The 18752-nt window shown below is 69.4% G+C and carries 2 protein-coding genes; both read left to right on the top strand.

The features are described from left to right. The first annotated feature begins 809 nt into the window (after nucleotides 1-809). Entirely contained in the window at nucleotides 810-17540 is a 16731-nt protein-coding gene (locus JZ792_RS19760; RefSeq protein WP_438804351.1) for a non-ribosomal peptide synthetase, read from the top strand. A 182-nt stretch (nucleotides 17541-17722) separates the two neighbouring features. After that, complete coding sequence (locus JZ792_RS19755) at nucleotides 17723-18715, top strand: alpha/beta hydrolase (RefSeq protein ID WP_216912094.1); 993 nt, start codon at nucleotides 17723-17725, stop codon at nucleotides 18713-18715. Nucleotides 18716-18752 lie beyond the last annotated feature (37 nt).

Raw genomic sequence — 18752 nt, 5'->3', positions numbered from 1 at the left:
CGTCTGAGCCGAGTGGAGCTCGGCGGCCCCGCGCCGACGGTGACGCTCGGAACCGACCGGTGTCGACTGGTAGCTCGGCGGCCTGGTGCCGATGGTGACGCTCGGAACCGACCCGTGTCGAAAATGGCGTCCGGCGGCATCGGTGTGCTCCGTAGTGGCCGATCCCGACTCCCGAAGGCAGACGGTGTGGCACGCCACAAACGCCGTCGACCCACTCATGGATCTCGGCGCGGAATGTGATGCTCGGCACTCTCGCGGGAGGAGAATCTCCTCGGCCCGCCGTGGACGTACGGAACCGGTGCGCGGCCCGCCCCGGCGACGACGGTCGGCTCGCGGACGCCCGCCCCGGACGAGCGGCGGGGTTCGTCGCTGATGGCCGACGCGCTCCGGAACGGCCGTTCACCCACGACCGCCGGATCCCTCCCGCGCCGAGGACGCCGATCCGGTGCGGTCGCGGTCGGCGTGGACACCCCCTCCGACAGCCTCCGCGACCGGCGATCGGCGGGGCTCCGGCGGGCGTTCGCCCCCGTTGTTGCCGCTGTTGGAGCCCCCGCGTAACCTCGAACACTTGTTCCGCACAGGACCCCGGGGCCTGTGACGTGTCTGGTAACGATCGTGGCTTATCTCTACGATGCACACGAAGTGGGCAAAGGGGAGCGCACGACCGAGCGTGGATAGATGGATTGGGTGAGCTGCTAGATGATTCGGGTGGACTTGGGTCGCCGGTACGCGACATGGGGCCGGGTGCAGGCATGACGCGCCCCACCCGGACGCGCCCCACCCGGACTCCACGGGCGCGCGTCAAAACGCTGCCGCAACTGCTGACCGGTGCGGTCGAGGCCGATCCGGGCCGCGTCGCCGTGCGGTTCGCCGACGCCGAGTCGACGCTCGCCGAACTGACCTACGCCGAACTCGACGAACGTTCCACCCGGCTGGCTCGCCTGCTGATCGCGCAGGGGATCGGTCCGGAAGATCTGGTCGCGGTGGGGGTGCCGCGGTCGTTGGAATCGGTGCTCGCGGTGTGGGCGGTGGCCAAGACCGGCGCGGGTTTCGTCCCGGTCGACCCGAACTACCCGGCCGATCGCATCGAACACATGGTCACCGACTCCGGCGCGACACTCGGGGTGACGGTCGCCTCGGTCGCCGCCGGATTGCCGGACCGGGTGCGCTGGCTGGTCATGGACGGACTCGCCGACGAACTCGCCCGGCAGTCGTCGGAGCAGGTCACCTATGCCGACCGGGTGCGGCCGCTGCGCGCCGAACACCCGGCCTATGTCATCTACACCTCGGGGTCGACCGGATTGCCCAAGGGCGTGGTCGTCACCCATACCGGACTGTCGAATTTCAGCGACGAACAGCGCGATCGGCTCCGGGTGACCGGCGAATCACGCACCCTGCATTTCGCCTCGCCGTCCTTCGACGCGTCGGTGCTGGAACTGCTGCTCGCGGTCGGCGCGGGCGCGACCATGGTGGTCGTCGCGCCGACGGTGTACGGCGGCGTCGAACTCGCGGCACTGCTGCGCCGTGAACGGGTCAGCCATGCCTTCATCACCCCCGCCGCCCTCGCCTCGATCGATTCGACCGGACTCGACGACCTCCGGGTGGTCGCCGTCGGCGGCGAGGCATGCTCGCCCGATCTGCTGCGTCGCTGGGCCCAGCCGGTCGCGGGCGGCGCGACGCGCGACTTCCTCAATGTGTACGGTCCGACCGAGACCTCGATGGTGGTCAACATCAGCCCGGCGCTGCTGCCGGGCGACCTGCTCTCCATCGGCGGCCCGATCCGCGGGACCACCGAATACGTGCTCGACGACCGCTTGGCGCGGGTGCCGACCGGGGTCACCGGTGAGCTGTACATCGCGGGCGCGCAGCTCGCGCGCGGCTATCACCGCCGCGCGTCGCTGACCGCCGCCCGGTTCGTCGCGAATCCGTTCGACCCGAACGGTTCCCGGCTGTACCGCACCGGCGACCTGGTGCGCTTCACCCCGGCCGGTGAGCTGGAACACCTGGGCCGCAACGATTTCCAGGTGAAGGTCCGCGGTTTCCGGATCGAGCTCGGCGAGATCGACGCGGTGCTCGCCGAACACGACACGGTCGATTTCGCCGCGACCATCGGGCACACCCTCGATACCGGCGCCACGATTCTCGTCTCCTACGTCCGTGCCGCCCCCGGCGCGTGGGTGGACGTCGACGCGCTGACCGCCTACGCCGAACGCAGCCTGCCCGCGCATATGGTGCCGACCACCGTCATGGTGCTCGACACCATCCCGCTGACCCCCTCGGGCAAACTGGATCGAGCCGCGCTGCCCGAACCTCTGTTGCGCGCCAAGGAATTCCGCACGCCGACCGGCCGAACCGAGATCACGGTCGCCGCCGTCTTCGCCGAATTGCTCGACATCGACCGCGAGATCGGCGCCGACGACGATTTCTTCGCCCTCGGTGGCAACTCCCTGATCGCCACCCGCGCCATCGCCCGGCTCGGTGCGGCCCTGGACTCGCAGATCCCCGCGCGATTGCTCTTCGAAGCGTCCTCGGTGGCCGCGCTCGCGCAGCGACTGAGCGACTACGAGGGATCCGGGCGACGTCCCGCGCTCGAGGTGGCCGAGCGGCCCGAGCGGATTCCGCTCTCGCTGGCCCAGCAGCGGATGTGGTTCCTGAACCGCTTCGATCCGGAATCGGCCGCCAACAACATCCCGTTCGCGATCCGGCTGTCCGGCGCGCTGGACGTCGCCGCGCTCCAGACCGCGGTCGCCGACCTCATCCGACGGCACGAATCACTGCGCACGGTCTATCCGGCCGTCGACGGCACCGGCTACCAGTCCATCCTGCCCGTCGCCGAGGCGCTGCCCGATCTCACGCCGCAGCAGGTGTCGGAGTCGGAGTTGCGCGACTGGCTGCTGCGTTCGGCGCTGACCGGATTCGACGTCGCCACCGAAGTGCCGCTGCGCATCGGTCTGGCCTCGCTGGGCTCCGGGGATTACGTCGTCGCGGTCGTGGTGCATCACATCGCCGCCGACGGCGCGTCGATCGCGCCGATGGTGCGGGATCTGATGGCCGCCTACATGGCGCGCGCCGCGGGCGCGGAACCCCGGTGGATGCCGCTGCCCGTGCAGTACGCCGACTACACGCTGTGGCAACGCCGCGTCCTCGGTGACGAACGCGATCCGGCGTCCGTGGCCGCCGCGCAGGTCGAGTACTGGCGGACCGCCCTCGCCGGTATCCCCGACCGGCTGGAACTGCCGACCGACCGGCCGAGGCCCGCGGTGGCTTCCGGGCGCGGCGCGACCTACGCCTTCGAGATCCCGGCGCGCGTCCACGCCGAGTTGAACGAGCTGGCCCAGGACAGCGGCGCCTCGCTGTTCATGGTGGTGCACGCGGCGCTGGCCGTACTGCTGGCCCGCCTGGCCAATACCGAAGACGTCACCATCGGCACCCCGGTGGAGGGTCGCGGTGAGCGCCTGCTCGACGACCTGATCGGCATGTTCGTCAACACCCTGGTGCTGCGCACGCGCGTCGACCGGGGCGTGTCGTTCCTCGATCTGCTGCACGCGACCAGGGATACCGATCTCAGCGGGTTCTCCCACGCCGAGTTGCCGTTCGAGCGTCTGGTCGAGGTGCTCGACCCGGTGCGCTCGCAATCGCATCACCCGCTGTTCCAGGTCGCCCTGTTCTTCCAGAACATGGACAGCGCGACCCTGGAACTGCCCGGACTTTCCGCCCAGGTCGTCGAACTCGACGGCGCGGTGGCGAAATTCGATCTCCAGCTGACCCTGGAGCCGAAGACCGAGGGCGGTGTCCCGGCCGGTCTGTCCGCGCTGTTCACCTATGCGACAGATCTTTTCGACGAACCCTCGGTCGCGCAGTTCGCCGAGCGGCTGATCCGGGTGCTCACCGCGGTCGTCGCCGATCCCGAACGCCAGGTCGGCGCCATCGAACTGCTCGCGCCCGTCGAGCGCGACCGTATCCTGCTCGACCGCAACGACACTCGGCACCGGGTTCGCTCGGAACTGCTGCTCGACACCTATCACCGGACGGTGGCCGCGAATCCCGGCGCGGTCGCGATCGCCTACGGTGGCGTCGAACTGACCTACCGCGAATTCGACGCGCGGGTCAACAGTCTCGCGCGCCTGCTGATCTCGCAGGGCGTCGGCTCGGAGTCGCTGGTCGGTCTCGCGATTCGCCGTTCGATCGATCTCGTGGTCGGCATGTACGCGATCGTCACCGCGGGTGGCGCCTACGTGCCGCTCGATCCGGATCATCCGGCCGAGCGGATCGGCCACATCCTCGATACCGCGCAGCCCGTGTGCGTCCTGAGCACGGTGGCCGACGCCGCCTCGGTGCCGCAGAGCGCGCGGACGGTGCTGATCGACGATGTCGATCTGTCCGGGTTCGACGACCGTCCGGTGCGTATCGCCGAACTCTCCCGTCAGGTGCTGACGCACCATCCGGCCTACGTGATCTTCACGTCGGGCTCGACGGGCAGGCCGAAGGGCGTCGCGGTATCGCACGGCGCGATCCACAATCAGATCGCCTGGATGCTGGACGAATATCCGCTCGGCCCGGGGGATGTGTACCTCCAGAAGACCGCGACCACCTTCGACGTGTCGCTGTGGGGCTACTTCATGCCGCTGCGGGCGGGCGCGAAACTCGTCGTCGCCACCCCCGACGGTCACCGCGATCCCGAGTACGTCGCGGAGATCATCGCCGCCCAACAGGTCACGGTGACCGATTTCGTGCCGTCGATGCTGTCGGTGTTCGCCGCGCACGCCAGGCCCGAACTGCTGACCTCGCTGCGGCACGTCTTCGCGATCGGCGAGGCCCTGCCGCCGGAGACGGTGGCCGCCTTCGCCGCCGTGTCCGACGCCGCCCTGCACAATCTGTACGGACCCACCGAGGCCGCGGTCTCGGTCACCTACTGGCAGGCCGACGCGACGGCGAGCACGTCGGTGCCCATCGGCCTTCCGCAGTGGAACACCCAGGTCTACGTCCTGGATTCGAGTCTGCGCGTGGTGCCCGCGGGCGTCGTCGGCGAGCTGTACCTGGCCGGTGACCAGTTGGCGCGCGGCTATGTCCGTCGTCCCGACCTGACCTCGGACCGGTTCGTCGCCAACCCCTTCGGCTTCGGCGAGCGCATGTACCGGACCGGTGACCTCGTCGTCTGGCGCCTCGCCGAGGACGGCAGGTCCGTGCTGGACTACCTGGGCCGCACCGACTTCCAGGTGAAATTCCGTGGCCAGCGCATCGAGCTCGGCGAAATCGAGACCGCGCTGCTCGCCTCGGATTCGGTCAGCCAGGCCGTCGCCGTCGTCGCGAGCGGGCCGACCGGTGATCAGCTCGTCGGTTACGTGGTCCCCGCCCCGGGACACGACCCCGACCCCGTCGGCCTGCGTGCCGAGATCGCCGCCGTCCTGCCCGCCTACATGGTGCCCGCGACGGTGCTGGTATTGGACGCCTTCCCGCTCAACACCTCCGGCAAACTGGATCGCAAGGCGCTGCCAGCACCGCAGTTCGAGGCGAAGGCCTTCGCCGCGCCGACCACCACCATCGAGGAAGCGGTCGCGCAGGTCTACGCCGAGGTGCTCGGTGTCGAGCGCGTCGGCCGCGACGACGATTTCTTCGAACTCGGCGGCAACTCGCTGAGTGCGACCAGGGTCGCCGCGCGGCTCGGCGACGCGCTCGACACCCGCGTCCCGGTCCGGCTGATCTTCGAGCACTCCACCGTCGCCGGGCTGGCGAACCGGGTGGAACTCACCGAGGGCGGCCGTCCCGCCCTGGTGGCGGGACCGCGCCCGGACCGGGTGCCGCTGTCGCTGGCGCAGCAGCGCATGTGGTTCCTCAACCAGTTCGACACCACCGCCGCGGCCTACAACCTGCCGGTCGCGGTGCAGCTGACCGGAACACTCGACGTCGCGGCGTTGCGTGCCGCGGCCGCCGACATCGTCACCAGGCACGAGACGTTGCGGACCCGCTACCCGCAGAGCGACCAGGGGCCCTGGCAGGAGATCCTGTCGCCCGCGCAGGCCGCCCCGCTGGTCGAGCCGATCGTCGTCGACGAGGACCGGCTCTACGAGCGCGTCGCCGAGATCGCGGGCGCCGGATTCGACGTCTCCACCGATATCCCGTTGCGGATGGCGCTGTTCCAGGTCGACGGCACACCGGACGAGCACGTCCTGCTCGTCGTGGTGCACCACATCGCCGCCGACGGCTGGTCGCTCGGCGCGCTGACCCGCGACGTGATGGCCGCCTACGCCGCCCGGTCGCAGGGCGTGCCGCCGAATTGGGCGCCGCTGCCCGTGCAGTACGCCGACTACACGCTGTGGCAGCGCGGTCTGCTCGGCGCGGTCGACGACCCGGATTCGTTGGCCGCCAAGCAGATCGAATTCTGGAAGACCACACTCGCGGGTCTGCCCGAGGAATCGACGCTGCCGCTGGACCGGCCGCGACCGGTCGCCCAGTCCTACCAGGGCGGCGCGGTGAGTTTCCGGGTCGACTCCGAAACCCACCGCGGTCTGCGGGATCTGGCGCGTTCGGCGAACGCGACGGTGTTCATGGTCGTGCACACCGTGCTCGCCGTGGCGCTGGCGCGCATGGCGGGAACCAACGATGTCGCCGTCGGCACCCCGATCGCCGGTCGCGGCGCGGCCGAACTCGACGATGTCATCGGCATGTTCGTCAACACGGTGGTGCTGCGCACCGCCCTCGATCCCGGCGAACCGTTCACCGCCCTGCTCGCCAGGCAGCGCGAGGACGATCTCGCGGCCTTCGCGAACGCCGATATCCCGTTCGAGCAGCTGGTCGAGGTCCTCGCCCCGTCGCGTTCGACCGGCCGGACCCCGCTGTTCCAGGTGGCGCTGTCCTTCGTGAACCTGCCCGCCGGTGATTTCCAGCTGCCCGGCCTGAGCGTGCGCGGCCTGGACGCGCCCGTCGATATCGAACGTTTCGACATGCAGCTGACGGTGGTCGAGGGTTCCGGCGGCGACAGTGGCTCCGACGGCATGGCAGGCGAACTGACCTACGCCCGTGACATCTTCGACGCCGCGACGGTGCGCGGCTTCGCCGAGCGTTTCGTGCGGCTGCTGCGTGAGATCGTGGCGAGCCCGCGGACCGCCGTCGGTGATCTGCGACTGCTGTCGGATACCGAACTCGACCGGCTCGGCCGGATGAGCGGTCCGGCCAGTACCGAAACCGGAGTGCTGCCCGACATCCTGGCCGCGGCCGCCGTCCGCAATCCGGACGGCGCGGCGATCCGGGACGGCGCGCGCACACTGACCTATCGCGAATTGGACGCGCGCTCTTCACGTCTGGCACGCGAGATGATCGAACGGGGTATCGGCCCGGGCGATCTGGTCGCGATCGGCATCCCTCGATCGCTGGAATCGGTGCTGTCGTTCTGGGCGGTGACGAAGACCGGCGCCGGTTTCGTCCCGGTCGACCCGAACTATCCGCCGGAGCGGGTCGCGCACATGCTCGCCGACTCCGGTGCGATCCTCGGCCTGACGGTCCAGGAGGTCCGCCCCGATTTCGGCGAGGACATCGACTGGCTGATCCTCGACGACCAGGATTTCGAGATCGCCATCCAGCGCCGCAGCGGCGCTCCCATCGGCGACGCCAACCGGATCCGCCCGATCCGCGCGTCGAACGTGGCCTACATGGTCTACACCTCCGGTTCCACCGGCGTGCCGAAGGGCGTCGCGGTCACCCACGCCGGTCTCGCGGGCTACAACGCCGAACAGCGCGAGCGTTTCGCGGTCGACCAGGATTCGCGCACACTGCATTTCGCGACGCCGAGTTTCGACGGCGCGGTACTGGAACTGCTGCTCGCCACCGGCGCTGCCGCCACCATGGTCGTCGTCCCGACCGACGTCTACGGCGGTGCGGACCTGACCGATCTGCTGCGGTCCGAGCGGGTCACCCATATGTTCATCACCGCCGCCGCGCTGGCCTCGCTGGACCCGACCGGGCTCACCGACCTGCGCGCGGTCTTCACCGGTGGCGAGACCTGGTCCCCGGATCTGGTGCGCCGCTGGGCCGTTGACGGCAGGCAGTTCCACAACGCCTACGGTCCGACCGAGACCACCATCATCGTCAACTTCAGCGAACCGCTGGCCGCAGGCGTTCCGGTGACGATCGGCGCGCCGATTCGCGGCGTCACCGAATGGGTGCTCGACGAGCGGCTGCGGCCGGTGCCGGTCGGAGTGTCCGGCGAGCTGTACATCGCCGGTGACCAGGTGGCCAACGGCTACCACCGGCGTCCCAGCCTGACGGCGGGGCGTTTCGTGGCCGGTCCGTGGTTGCGCGGTGGCCGGATGTACCGCACCGGCGACGTCGTCCGCTGGACCCCCGGCGGCGAGATCGAATTCGTCGGACGCAACGACTTCCAGGTGAAGGTGCGCGGTTTCCGCATCGAACTGGGCGAGATCGACGCCGTGCTCGCCGATCACGACACCATCGATTTCGCGGTGACCGTCGGCCGCAAGCTGGCCAGCGGGGCGACCGCGCTCGTGTCCTACGTGCACGCCGCGCCGGGACGATCGGTCGATGTCGCGGCGCTGACCGCCTACGCCCAGCAGCGGATGCCGGCGCATATGGTGCCGACCTCGATCATGGTGCTCGGCACGATCCCGCTGACCCCGGTCGGCAAATTGGACCGGAGGGCGCTGCCCGAACCGGTTTTCGAGACCATGACCTTCCGCGCGCCCGCGACCGAAGCGGAGCAGGCGGTGACCGAGGTCTACGCCGAGGTGCTCGGACTGGACCAGGTCGGCGTCGACGACGATTTCTTCGCCCTCGGCGGCAATTCGCTCATCGCCACCCGCGTGACGGCTCGCCTGAGCGCCGCGCTCGACGTCGCGGTGCCGGTCCGGCTGGTGTTCGAGGCCCCGACGGTGGAGGCTCTGGCCGCGCGGGTCGCGACGCTGGCCGCCTCGGCGCGGCCGAAGCTGGTCGCCAAGCCGCGGCCGGGCAAGGTGCCGCTGTCGCTCGCGCAGCAGCGCATGTGGTTCCTGAACCAGTTCGACACGGCGTCGGCGACCTACAACATCCCGGTCGCCGTGCGGCTGACCGGTGTCCTGGATCTCGATGCCCTGCGCCAAGCCGTGGCCGATGTGGTCGCCAGGCACGAGATCCTGCGGACCAGCTACCCCCAGACAGCCGATGGTCCCGTCCAGGTGATCATGCCCGCCGCGCAGTCGGTGCCGCGGGTGGATCCGGTCGTGGTGAGCGAATCCGAACTGTTCGGCCGGGTCGCGGAGGTGATCGGCGCGGGCTTCGACGTGTCCGCCGAGATCCCGTTGCGGGTGGCCCTGTTCCGGGTGAACGCGGCGCTCGACGATCACGTCGTGGTCTTCGTCGTCCATCACATCGCCGGTGACGGCTGGTCGATGGGCCCGCTGACCCGCGACGTGATGACCGCCTATGCCGCGCGGGCCGCGGGCGCCGCACCGGCGTGGAACCCGCTTCCGGTGCAGTACGCCGATTTCAGCATCTGGCAGCGGGCCGTGCTCGGCGCCGAGGACGACCCGGAATCGCTCGCGGGCGAACAGATCGCCTTCTGGCGGCGGGAACTGTCCGGGCTGCCGGAGGAATCCACGGTGGCGGGCGACCGGCCGCGCCCGAACGTGCCGAGCCAGCGTGGCGCTTCGGTCGAATTCGTGATCGACGCCCCGGTGCGGGCCGCGCTCGCCCAGGTGGCACGCGCGCAGAACGCGACGTTGTTCATGGTGGTGCATTCCGCCCTCGCGGTCCTGCTCGGCAGGATCTCCGGTGCGGAGGACATCGCGATCGGTACCCCCGTCGCCGGTCGCGGCGACGCCGCCATCGACGACCTGATCGGCATGTTCGTCAACACCGTCGTGCTGCGCAGCGAGATCAGGGCGGGCGAGACCTTCACCGACCTGGTCGCCAGGCAGCGCGAGACCGATATCGCCGCACTCGCGCACGCCGACATCCCCTTCGAACGGCTCGTCGACGTCCTGGAGCCGGAGCGCTCGACCAATCGTTCGCCGCTGTTCCAGGTGATCCTGGCCTTCCAGAACCTGCCGGGCGGATCCTTCGAACTGCCCGGATTGCGCGCGGGCACGGTCGAATTCGACGCCGCCGTCGAGAAATTCGATATGTCGTTGACGGTCTTCGAGACCGTGGACGCCGACGGCGCCGACGTGCTGTCGTGCCACCTGTCCTACGCGACGGATCTGTACGACCCGGCCACGGCGGCCGGCTTCGCCGACCGCTTCCAGCGTCTGCTCGGCGCGATCGCCGACCGGCCGCGCACACCCGTCGGCGATATCGAACTGCTGACCGACACCGAACGCGAACAGGTTCTGCGCGAGTGGAGTTCGTCCGGTCCGGATGTGGGACTGGAGAGCACGCTGGTCGACCTGTTCGACCTGGCCGCCCTGAAGAACTTCGGCCGTACCGCGGTCGTCTTCGAGCAGACCCGCGTCGACTACGCCGATCTCGACGATCAGTCCAATCGCCTGGCCCGCAAGCTGATCGAGGCGGGCGCCGGTCCGGAGACACTGGTCGCGGTGGCGCTGCCGCGTTCGCTCGAACTGGTCGTCGCGCTGCTGGCGACGGTCAAGGCGGGCGCGGGATACCTCCCGGTGGATCCCACCTATCCGGCCGACCGCATCGCCTACATGATCGACGACGCGCGCCCGGTCTGCGTGCTTACCCACGCCGACCGCGAGATCGCGCTGCCGGACGGCCTGCCGATCCTGGAGATCGACCGGCTCGACCTGTCCTTCTACGACGCGTCGACCGTCGCCGACGCCGAACGCCGTCATTCGCTGACCCCGGACAGCATCGCCTACGTCATCTACACCTCCGGCTCGACCGGCCGCCCCAAGGGCGTGCGGGTTCCGCACCGGACCGTGGTGAAACTGTTCGCCAACACCGAACCCGATTTCGGATTCGACCGCGACGACGTGTGGACGATGTTCCACTCCTACGCGTTCGACTTCTCGGTGTGGGAGCTGTGGGGTCCGCTGCTCTACGGCGGCACCCTGGTCGTCGTCGACTACCACGTCTCGCGTTCGCCCGAGCAGTTCCTCGAACTGCTTCGCCGCGAACGGGTCACGGTGCTCAACCAGACCCCGTCGGCCTTCTACCAACTGGCCGAGGCGGACCGGGTGGCCGGGCCCGAAGCCGAGCCGCTGTCGTTGCGCTACATCGTCTTCGGCGGTGAGGCGCTCGAATTGCGCAGGCTGGCAGACTGGTACACCAGGTACGAGGACAACGCGCCGCGCCTGGTGAACATGTACGGCATCACCGAGACGACCGTGCACGTCACCTATCGCGCGCTCGACGCCGCGTCGGTGGCCGCCGCGGACGGCAGCGTCATCGGCCGCGCCATCCGCGGCCTGCGCACCTATCTGCTCGACACCAGGCTGCGGCCGGTGCCGGCCGGGGTGCCCGGCGAGATCTACGTCGCCGGAACGCAACTCGCGCGCGGTTACCTCGGCAGGCCCGCGCTATCCGCGGGCCGGTTCGTGGCCGACCCGTACGGCGAGCCGGGCTCGCAGCTGTATCGCTCGGGCGATATGGCCCGCTGGAACGCCGACGGCGACCTGGAATACCTGGGTCGCGCCGACGATCAGGTGAAGGTCCGCGGTTTCCGTATCGAACTCGGCGAGATCGAGGCCGCGGTCCTCGCCCAGGATCGGGTGCGTCAGGCCGCGGTGGTGGTACGCGAGGACAAGCCGGGGGATCAGCGCATCGTCGCCTACCTGGTCGGCGATCCGGGCGCCGCGCTCGACACCGAGGCGGTGCGCGAGGGCGCGGGCACGCTGCTGCCCGGCTACATGGTGCCTTCGGCTTTCGTCGTGATCGACGCGATCCCGTTGACCGCCAACGGCAAACTCGACCGTCGCGCGCTGCCCGCGCCGACCTTCACCACCACCGAGACGCGCGCGCCGATCGGCGAGGTGGAAGCACGGATCTCCGAACTGTTCGCGCAGGTCCTCGGCCTGGAACAGGTCGGCGTCGACGACTCGTTCTTCTCCGTCGGCGGCGACAGCATCCTGTCGATCCAGCTGGTGTCGCGGGCCAAGGCGGCGGGTATCGTCTTCTCCCCGCGTGACGTCTTCGAGCAGCGCACTGTCGCCGGGCTGGCCAGGGTGGCCGTGAACGCCGCCGACAACGCGCCGGTCGTACTCGACGAACTGGCGGGGGCGGGTATCGGCGACGTGCCGCTGACGCCGGTGCTTTCCGCCTACCTCGCCCACGGTTCCTTCGGCCGTTTCTTCCAGAGCATGGTGCTCGGCCTGCCGGAGGAGATCGACACCGACGGTCTGCTCACGACCATCGCCGCGGTGCTCGACCATCACGACGTGCTGCGCTCGCGGGTGCGTCATATCAACGGCGAGTGGCGATTCGAGACATTGGCGCCCGGCGCGATCGTCCCGGCCGACCTGGTCGGGCGTATCGATGTGCCCGCCGGGGTGAGCGAGGACGAACTCCAGCGCATCGCCGCCTCCGCCATGGAGGAGACCGTCGACGCGCTCGACCCAGGTGAGGCCAGGATGCTGGCCTTCACCTGGCTGCATCGTCCCGATGCCAGGGATGTGCTCGCCGTGGCCGCGCACCACTACGCGATCGACGGCGTCTCGTGGCGCATCATCATCCCCGACCTGGCGACGGCCTGGTCGCAGCTCGCGGCCGGGCAGCCGATCGTGTTGCCGGACAACGGCACCTCGTTCCGGCGTTGGGCGCACGGCCTGGTCGAACTCGCCGCCTCGCCCAGTCGCCGCGACGAGATCGACTTCTGGCAGGACGTGACGTCCACGCCGGATCCGCTGCTCGGCAGTCGGATGCTCGACCCGGCCTTCGACACCCAGGCGACGGTGCGCCGGGTCCAGGTCCGGATCCCGGTCGATGTCGCCGACGCCGTGCTGACCAAGGTCCCCGCGCTCTACCGCGGCGGGGTCAACGACGGACTGCTCGCCGCGCTCGCGATGGCGGTGCGGGCCTGGCGTGCGCGCCGCGGCATCGACGCGCCGAGCACCCTGGTCAAACTGGAGGGTCACGGACGCGAGGAGGAGGTGCTGCCGGGCGCGGATCTCACCAGGACCGTCGGCTGGTTCACCAGCATCTACCCGGTGTCGCTCGATCTGAGCACGGTGGATCTCGCCACCATGTTCGACGGCGGCGCGGCCACCGGCGACGCGGTCAAGGCGGTCAAGGAACAACTGCTCCGGGTGCCGGACAAGGGCATCGGCTACGGACTGCTGCGCCACCTCAACCGCGAGAGCGCGGGGCGGCTCAGCGATCGGATCGGCCAGATCAGCTTCAACTACCTCGGCCGGGTCTCGGCCGGAGGTGTGCCCGAGGGGCTCACCGCACTCGGCTGGATGCCGACCGGCGAGGTCGGCCAGCACAGTCCCGACCAGGATCACGGTATGTCGGCGGCGGCCGTCGTCGATATCAACGCCATCGTCAACGACACCGACGCGGGCCCACAGATGGATGTCACCTTCCTCTACGCCTCGGAGGTGATCGACGAGCCCTCGGTGCGCGAACTCGCCGACGACTGGGTCGGCGCGCTGACCGCGCTCGCCCGGCACACCGACGACGTCTCGGCCGGTGGTCTCACCCCGTCCGACACCCCGTTGGTCGAGGTCACCCAGGCCGAACTCGACACGTGGCGCGACGAGCGGCCGGGTCTGGCCGATGTGGTGCCGCTGTCACCGTTGCAGTCCGGACTGCTGTTCCTGAGCGAACTCAGCGCGTCCACGGTCGACGACTACGTCATGCAGTTCACCCTCGAGCTGACCGGCCGCATCTACATCAACCGGATGAAACGCGCCGCCCAGGCCGTGCTCGACCGCCACGCCACGCTGCGCACGGCGTTCGTCAGCACCTCGGACGGCACACCGGTCGGACTCGTGGTGGATTCGGTCGACGTGCCGTGGCAGGCCTTCGACGGGGTGCCGGACGAGGAGATGCCCGAGGTTCTCGCCGCCGATCAGAAGCGCAGATTCGATCCGTCGGTCGCGCCGCTGGTTCGGTTCTCCATGCACCGGACGGTGTCGGGGCGCAGTTTCCTGACCCTGACCACCCACCACATCCTGCTCGACGGCTGGTCGATGCCGCTGCTGATGAAGGATCTGCTCGCGCTGTACGCGCTGCGCGGCGATCCGGCGCTGCTGCCGAGGGTGCGGCCCTACCGCGATTACCTGGCCTGGCTGCACAAACAGGATCAGGACGCGGCGTTGCGCGCCTGGACCGACGCACTGGCCGGACTCGAGCCGACACCGCTGATCCCCGCGCTGCCCGCACCGCAGGCGCCGGTGGTCGGCGTCGGGACGACCGGGTTCACGCTGCCGCCGGAGGAGACGACGGCGTTGGCCGCGCTCGCCACCGACACCGGGGTCACCATCAACACCGTCGTGCAGGCGGCGTGGGCGATGGTGATCGCGAGCAGCACCGATCGCGACGAGGCGGTCTTCGGCGCCGCAGTGTCGGGACGCCCGCCGCAGCTGGACGGGATCGACTCGATGGTCGGCCTGTTCGTCAACACCATTCCGGTGCGGGTCCGGTTCGATCCGCGCTGGACCGTGCGGGAGATGCTGAGCACCTTGCAGGCCGAACAGGCCGCGCTGCTCGATCACCACTACATCGGCCTGGCCGACATCCAGCGCGGGATCGGTGTCGACGGACTGTTCGACACGATGATCGCGTTCGAGTCCTACCCGGTCGACACCGAGGGACTCGAACAGGCCAGCACCATCGACGGGATGTCGGTGGTCGACCTGAAGGCCGTCAACTTCACCCACTACCCGATCACGCTGCTGATCAACCTGGACACCCAGCTGCACGTCAAGGTGCTTTTCCAGTACGAGACGGTGGACGAGGCGGTGGCGCAGTCGTTGACCGACCGGATGCGGATGTTGCTGAGCGAATTCGTGCTCGCGCCGCAGCGGAATCTGGCCGGGACCGACCTGCTGCTGAGCACCGAGCGGTTCGTCGTCGACTCGATGAACCGGACCGACGTGCACTGGTCCTCCGAGGACGCCACCCTGGTGTCGCTGTTCCAGGAACAGTGCGCCCGCACACCGGACGCGCCCGCGGTCACCTTCGGTCAGCTCACGCTGACCTATGCCGAACTGCGCGAACGGGTCTCGGCGCTCGCCGGGGCGTTGACGCGTTACGGCGCCGCCCCGGAAACCCTGATCGCGGTCGCGATACGACGCTCGATCGACCTGGTCGTCGCGATCTACGCGGTACTGGAGACCGGCGCCGGATACGTGCCGGTCGACCCGGATCATCCGTTCGAACGCAACGACCACGTGCTCACGAGCGCGGCGCCGTCGTTCGTGCTCACCACCTCCGCCGACGCGTTCGCGACCGCTACCGGGACGGCGATCGTGGATATCGGCGCGCTCGCGGCGGGCACGGGCTACCTGCCCGCGCGCCGGGCGGTGCGGCCCGACACGCTGGCCTACGTCATCTACACCTCCGGCTCCACCGGCCGCCCCAAGGGCGTGATGATCACGCACCGGCAGATGGTCAACCAGTTCCGCTGGGCGCAGTCGGCCTACCCGCACGACCGTTCCGACACGGTGCTGCACAAGACGCCGATCACCTTCGACATCTCGACGTGGGAGTTGTTCTGGCCCTTGCAGACCGGCGCGCGACTGGTCATCGCGGAACCGGACGGGCACCGTGATCCGCGCTACCTGGCTGAACTGATCGACCGCGAATCGGTGACGACGGCGCATTTCGTGCCGTCGATGCTGGACGCCTTCCTCGATCTCGCGCCGGATCTGCCGACCGCCGTGCCTCGGCGGGTATTCGCCGCGGGCGAGGCACTGGGCGCCGCGACGGTGTCCCGCTTCGACGCCGCGCTGCCCGGCGCGCTGCACAACTGGTACGGCCCGGCCGAGGCGACCGTCGTCACCGCGGCACGCGTCAACGGCGCCGATCCGAACGCGGCGGTGTCGATCGGCGCTCCGGTGTCCAACACCAGGGTGTACGTGCTCGACCGGCAGCTGCGTCAGGTGCCGCTCGGCGCACCGGGCGAGTTGTACCTGGCCGGTGTGCAATTGGCGCGCGGCTACATCGGCGCGCCCGCGCTCACCGCGGAACGTTTCGTCGCCGACCCGTACCAGCGCGGCAAGCGGCTCTATCGCACCGGCGATATCGTCCGCGTCTCGGGCGGCGGCCTGGAATATCTGGGGCGCTCCGATTTCCAGGTCAAGATCCGCGGTCAGCGCATCGAACTCGGTGAGATCGAAACGGTTCTGCGCCAACACGACTCGGTCGGACACGTGGCCGTCGCGGTGGTGCGCGATCCCGATCGCCTTGTCGCCTACGTGGTGGCCGCGCCCGATCGGGCCGTCTCCGAGCGCGGTGTGCTCGAACACGCGCGCGCCGGACTGCCGTCGTACATGGTGCCCGCCGTGGTGGTCGTGCTGCCCGCGCTGCCGCTCAACGCCAGCGGCAAACTCGACCGCAAGGCGTTGCCGGTACCCGATTTCGCGGCACGCGCCTTCCGCGCCCCGGTGACCCCGATGCAGCGGACGGTGGCCGAGGTCTTCCAAGATGTCCTCGGCCTGGACCGGGTCGGTCTCGACGACGATTTCTTCGCCCTCGGCGGCACCAGCCTGGTCGCGAGCAAGGTCGTGCATCAGCTGCGCGGGCTCACCGGTATCGAGGTGCGGGTGCAGTGGTTCTTCCTGGCTCCGACGGTGCAGGCGCTCGGCGACCGGCTCGCCGCCGCGCAGGAGGGAACGCTGGACTACGACGCCGAATCCGATGCCGCGCTCGGACTCGTCCTGCCGATCCGCACGAGCGGCACCCTGCCGCCGCTGTTCTGCATCCACCCGATGTACGGTCTGGCCTGGTGCTACACCGGATTCGTCCAGTACATCGACGAACAGCGCCCGATCTACGGCATCCAGGCCGCCGCGCTCTCCGAGGACGGTCCGCCGCCGCAGTCGTTGACGGCGATGGCGGCGCGCTACACCGACGAGATCATCGCCACCCAGCCGCAGGGCCCGTACCGGCTGCTCGGCTGGTCGCTGGGCGGTGTGCTCGCCCACGAGATCGCGGTGCGGCTGCGCTCGGCCGGACACGAGGTGGCGCTGCTTGCCATGCTCGACAGCGATCACAGCTTCGACCTGACCACGTGGCGGACCACCATGGTCGAGATGCTGGCCGAACTCGGGATCGCCGGGTTGAACATCGATCAGCTCGACGAACTGTCCGAGGCGGATTTCGTCAAGTTGCACGAGCTGATCCCGACGGAGATGGTCGGCATGAACGCCGACCGGCTGCGTCGCATCTACACCAGCGCCATGCGGTCGGTCGGGCTCACCCAGACCTACCAGCCCGGCGTGTTCGACGGCACTATCGAGTACTTCCGCGCCGCGAACGACGACCGTCGCACCCACGACGTGATCGCGGCGTGGCGGCCCTACGCCGCCACGGTCGTCGACCACCCGATTCCGACGGTGCACGAGCTGATGACCCAGCCCGAGGCGCTGGTGGAAATCGGCCCGGTGCTGGACAAATTGCTGCGAGCGGGTGACGGTGGACGCTGAATCGCGGGTCGGGCGTCCCGGCCGGATCCGTGCGGCCGGATCTGGGCGGGCGTATATGATCCGCTCGGCCCTCTGTCATCCCGATACGAAGTGAAGGTGTGAAATTGATACGTCGACAGACCCGGCGCCGTGGCTCCCGTGCCGTGGCGATCATCGCGGCGACCGCGGCCATCGCGGCAGTCATGTCCGGACTCGGCGCATCATCGGCGACAGCCGCTGACCCGATCATCGATTCCAAAGCGCTGTTGGCCAATCCGGTAGCGCCCGACGGTTCCAAGATCACCAAGGCCGAGATCAAGGATTCGCGCAGTATCCGGCTCTACGTGTATTCGGCGGCCATGGACGAGACCTTCCCGGTCGACGTGCAGCGCCCCGCCGACGCTTCGGTGCCGCGTCCGGCCCTGTACCTGCTCAACGGCGCGGGCGGCGGCGAGGATTCGGCGTCGTGGAACGCCAAGACCGACGCGCTCGAGTTCCTGCGCGACAAGAACGTCAACGTGATCCAGCCGATCGGCGGCAAGTGGAGCTACTACACCGACTGGATCGCCGACGATCCGACGCTGGGCCGCAACAAGTGGAAGACCTTCTTCACCGAGGAGCTGCCGCCGCTGGTCGACGGCGCGCTCGGCACCAACGGGGTGAACGGTATCGCGGGTCTGTCGACCTCGGGCACCACGGTGCTGGCGCTGCCGATCGCCAAGCCCGGCCTGTACAAGGCCGCCGCCGCCTACAGCGGCTGCGCCCAGACCAGTGATCCGGTCGGCTCGGAATTCGTGCGGCTGACCGTCGAGACCTGGGGCGGTGGCGACACCTTGAACATGTGGGGCCCCGAGGGCTCGGAGGAGTGGAAGAAGAACGACCCGTACCTGAACGCGGAAGGTCTGCGCGGAGTGGAACTCTACGTCTCCACCGGCACCGGCCTGCCCGGCCAGTACGACACCCTCGACGGCCCCTACGCGCTGCCCGGCGCGTACGGCCTGGCCAACCAGGTGCTCATCGGCGGTGTGATCGAGGCCGGAACCAACTACTGCACCCACAACCTGCAAACCAAGCTGGACCAGCTCGGTATCCCGGCGACGTTCAACTTCCGTCCCAACGGCACGCACTCGTGGGGCTACTGGCAGGACGACCTGCACCAGTCGTGGCCGACGCTGGCCCGCGGCATGGGGATCTGACCCCGACGAAACCCGCTACGCCCCGGTCGCCTCTCGA

It is taken from the genome of Nocardia noduli (assembly GCF_019038455.1).
Taxonomy (GTDB): domain Bacteria; phylum Actinomycetota; class Actinomycetes; order Mycobacteriales; family Mycobacteriaceae; genus Nocardia; species Nocardia noduli.
Note: the sequence above shows the minus strand (reverse complement) of the source record. Positions and strands in the feature narration are given on the sequence as shown.